Consider the following 3,256-nt stretch of genomic DNA (forward strand, 5'->3'; position numbering starts at 1 on the left):
AGCGCTGGAGATGATGCTGCGGAAAAAGCCGGAGAAGCCGGGGTTTGCGGTGCTGATAAAGGGCTTCTTGGGTACCGACCCGTACCAGTGCATCCTGTGCAAGGGCCGACTGCGTTTTGCCGGCGCTCAGGCAGGAACGCAGGCGATGGCATGACTGTCGGAAAGGTTGCGTGGAATGGAGAAAAAGCGATGGTTGCGGATGCCTGAGCCGGATTAGTGTGCCTGAAAAATGGCTTTCCGGTTAAAAACACGACAAAAACTGCATTTTCATACTTAAACCTACGCACGAGCGCCGCATCAAAGGGATAGTTCGTTCTGACATTCATGGTTGGGCGCTCTCAGAAGAGGCGATTCAATCTCCTAACCATGAACCTTTTATTCTCTTAACTAACTGACTAGATCGATTTTTTGCTTCGACGGGCGCATGGTCAGGGTGGAACCCGCAGAGGCCGCAATGATAGCCAGCAGCGCCAGCCACTGTACAAAGCTCAGGAGCTCACCTAAAAACAGCATGCCCGAAATGGCCGCCATCGCCGGTTCTAGGCTCATTAAAGTCCCGAACGTCCTAGCCGGCAGGCGCGTCAGGGCCACCATTTCCAGCGAATAGGGCAGGACGCTGGAGAGCACGGCTATCGCTAGGCCAATCGGAATTAAAGAGACCGTCCAGATTCCGGGATTGGCATAAATCAGCCCGAGCGGCACAAACACCAGCGAACCAATCAGCGACCCCGCGGCGACGGTGGCAGGCCCGTGCTGGCTGCCCGCCCGCTGCCCGGCAAGGATATACAGCGCCCACAGCGCGCCTGCGGTAAGGGCCAGCAACGCGCCTTCTGAATCAACACTAATGATGTCATGACCGATTGGCAGTAAGAAGTAAAGGCCGAGCACCGCCAGCACCACCCAGATAAAATCCAGCAGGCGGCGCAAGCCAATGAGCGCCAGCACCAGCGGACCGGTGAACTCCAGCGCCACGGCAATGCCGAGGGGAACGGTGCGGATCGCCAGATAAAAGCTATAATTCATCCCGCCGAGCGCCAGACCGTAAATTACCAGCGGTACCAGCTGACTGCGGCTGAATCGCAGACGCCAAGGCTTGAAGATCAGGCACAGTATAAGGGTGCCTAGCCCGAGTCGCAGCGCAGTGATACCCTGCGCACCCACGGTCAGAAACAGGGTTTTTGCCAGCGCGGCTCCTCCCTGAATAGAAGTCATTGCAATGATAAGTACCAGAACCGGTAACCAGACAGCGTGCTTTGCATGAGTTAAGAACATCCTGTATTCCAGCCTTTATTGATCCGTGACATAAAAATGACGGCCTCAGTGTACTGTAAGGCGGAAAAAAAAACGCTGTGAGCGGGCAAAAAATTGTCAGGAAAGGGTGAAATAGGGTCATTCTGGTAATGAAATGTCCTAATCAATTAGGAATTATCTTAATGAACCTTTTTTTACAATGATAATTTCCCGGCAGGATTTACTTATATTCATAAGTAAAAAGAATGAGATACAATGAATCATTAACTTTCTGTTACACCAAGATTTCTATTAGACAATGAAATCAGGGCAGAGTTTCTTGCTGTCTTTTGTTATATTTCCATCGTTATCAGGAGAAGAAGTACTTTCACATTCGAGGTGGTTTATGAAAAAAATTGCATGTCTTTCAGCACTGGCCTGCGTACTGGCAGTATCTGCTGGTTCAGTAATGGCAAGAAGCACCGTATCTGCTGGTTATGCGCAGAGCGACTATCAGGGCGTTGCTAACAAAGCTAACGGCTTCAACCTGAAGTACCGCTACGAAAACGGCAGCGATGCACTGGGCTACATCGGCTCTTTCACTTATACAGAGAAAGATCGTACTGACGCAGGCGACTACATAAAAGGCCAGTACTACGGCATCACTGGTGGTCCAGCTTACCGTCTGAGCGACTGGGCAAGCATCTACGGCGTTGTAGGTATCGGCTACGGCAAAAACCAGTACAACGAACCAAACCGTGAAAAATCTGATTCAAGTGACGTAGGTTTCTCCTACGGTGCTGGCCTGCAGTTCAACCCAATCCAGGACATCGCTCTGGACGTGGGTTACGAGCAGAGCCGTATCCGCAGCGTTGACGTTGGCACTTGGACTGCTGGCGTAGGTTATAGCTTCTAAGTTGTCATCGCCAGAACCGTTTACTGGTTCAGATCTGAAAAATCCGTCCTAAGGGGCGGATTTGTTATCTATTATTCCGAACGGATCCTGCTGAAGCTGGCTGAACGGCAGGCGCTGAAGCTTGAAGTTGGTCACTTCAATCGGTGGCGCTTTATCAGCGGAGTCAAACCGATAGCCCGGCGCTATTTTCCACGCCTGAATGCCGCTCCACTGGGAGAACAGCAGCAGAAAATCATTGAGCGTGCAGAAGGTATCAGCTGGTGACGGTTGTCATCGTTGGCAGTGATAAACAGCGGCACCTCAAAATTCTGGCTGATACTTATCGTTGTGGGTCAGATAATCATTGCGAGTCTCTTTCTCCTTTAGTGTAGCCCGTAAACGGAAAAATAGATCATCGAGAAGCTCATGCCGCTGCTGTGCAACCTGTTGCCACAGCTACTGCAGAAAAGCGTCGGTCTGCGTAATGCTGTAGAGATAGCAGGAGGTTTCCAGCGGTAGTGGTCGCGCGTGCGTTCGCAGGCTTTCGGATGTTAGTAGACTAGGTGATAAACCAGCAGGCGCGGGCGATCCACCGGGCGGGCAAGCTCCTCAGAAATGAACTTCAGCAGGTCCTAATCGCGCGTGACTTTATCCGCTTTAAAATCCCCATCTTTCAAAAAGTGTACCGTCTTTGCCCGGCGGGCAATGCTGGCAATCGGCGTATCAAACTGACCAATCTGCCCCTAGTTGGAGAGCCACTAGGTATCGAATCCGGAGCGATTAACCAGCGTAATAATATTGTTCTGGTATTGCGGCTTGTGCCGCCCACTACCTGAACCCAGAGTCAACGTCAGGCCGAGTGACTTTTGCGTAGATGAAGCCGCTGCGGTGTAGTGCGTGAAAAACTGCCCCTTGAGCTGGCTGACAAACGGCGTGTTATCCCAGCGGCCACCGAATGCGCCCAGCGCATCGCGGCGGGCACTTTCACCGATCACCACCAGTAGATCTGCTGGCGCGGCTTCACCGAGGTTACGTGCCAGTTATCTTTCAGCGTCGCCAGCTAGTTCATGTGGTCGATCTCTTTATCGACCGATATTTGCTCTCCACGGTGTGTAGTGGCACACTCATACT

3 protein-coding genes and 1 pseudogene are annotated in these 3,256 nt (G+C 52.0%); 2 read left to right on the forward strand and 2 right to left on the reverse strand.

Annotation, left to right across the window (positions count from 1 at the left end; all coding sequences use genetic code 11):
- Positions 1–151 (forward strand): annotated as a pseudogene (locus tag BBW68_RS20450) (IS91 family transposase); the annotation flags it as partial.
- A gap of 236 nt (positions 152–387) precedes the next feature.
- Here the strand turns inward: BBW68_RS20450 and rhtA are convergent.
- Complete coding sequence (gene rhtA / locus BBW68_RS01765; RefSeq protein ID WP_070133750.1) at positions 388–1,272, reverse strand: threonine/homoserine exporter RhtA; 885 nt, start codon at positions 1,270–1,272, stop codon at positions 388–390.
- A gap of 364 nt (positions 1,273–1,636) precedes the next feature.
- Here rhtA and ompX point away from each other — a divergent pair, with 364 nt between their 5' ends.
- Positions 1,637–2,146, forward strand: a complete 510-nt coding sequence (gene ompX, locus BBW68_RS01770) for an outer membrane protein OmpX (protein WP_070133751.1) — start codon at positions 1,637–1,639, stop codon at positions 2,144–2,146.
- 737 nt (positions 2,147–2,883) lie between these two features.
- On the opposite strand, the gene BBW68_RS17430 is transcribed toward ompX, so the two are convergent.
- Positions 2,884–3,123: a sulfatase-like hydrolase/transferase gene (locus BBW68_RS17430; RefSeq protein WP_070133752.1), complete on the reverse strand. Its 240-nt coding sequence runs from the start codon at positions 3,121–3,123 to the stop codon at positions 2,884–2,886.
- Between the last annotated feature and the right edge of the window lie 133 nt (positions 3,124–3,256).

It is taken from the genome of Candidatus Erwinia dacicola, from assembly GCF_001756855.1.
Classification (GTDB): domain Bacteria; phylum Pseudomonadota; class Gammaproteobacteria; order Enterobacterales; family Enterobacteriaceae; genus Erwinia; species Erwinia dacicola.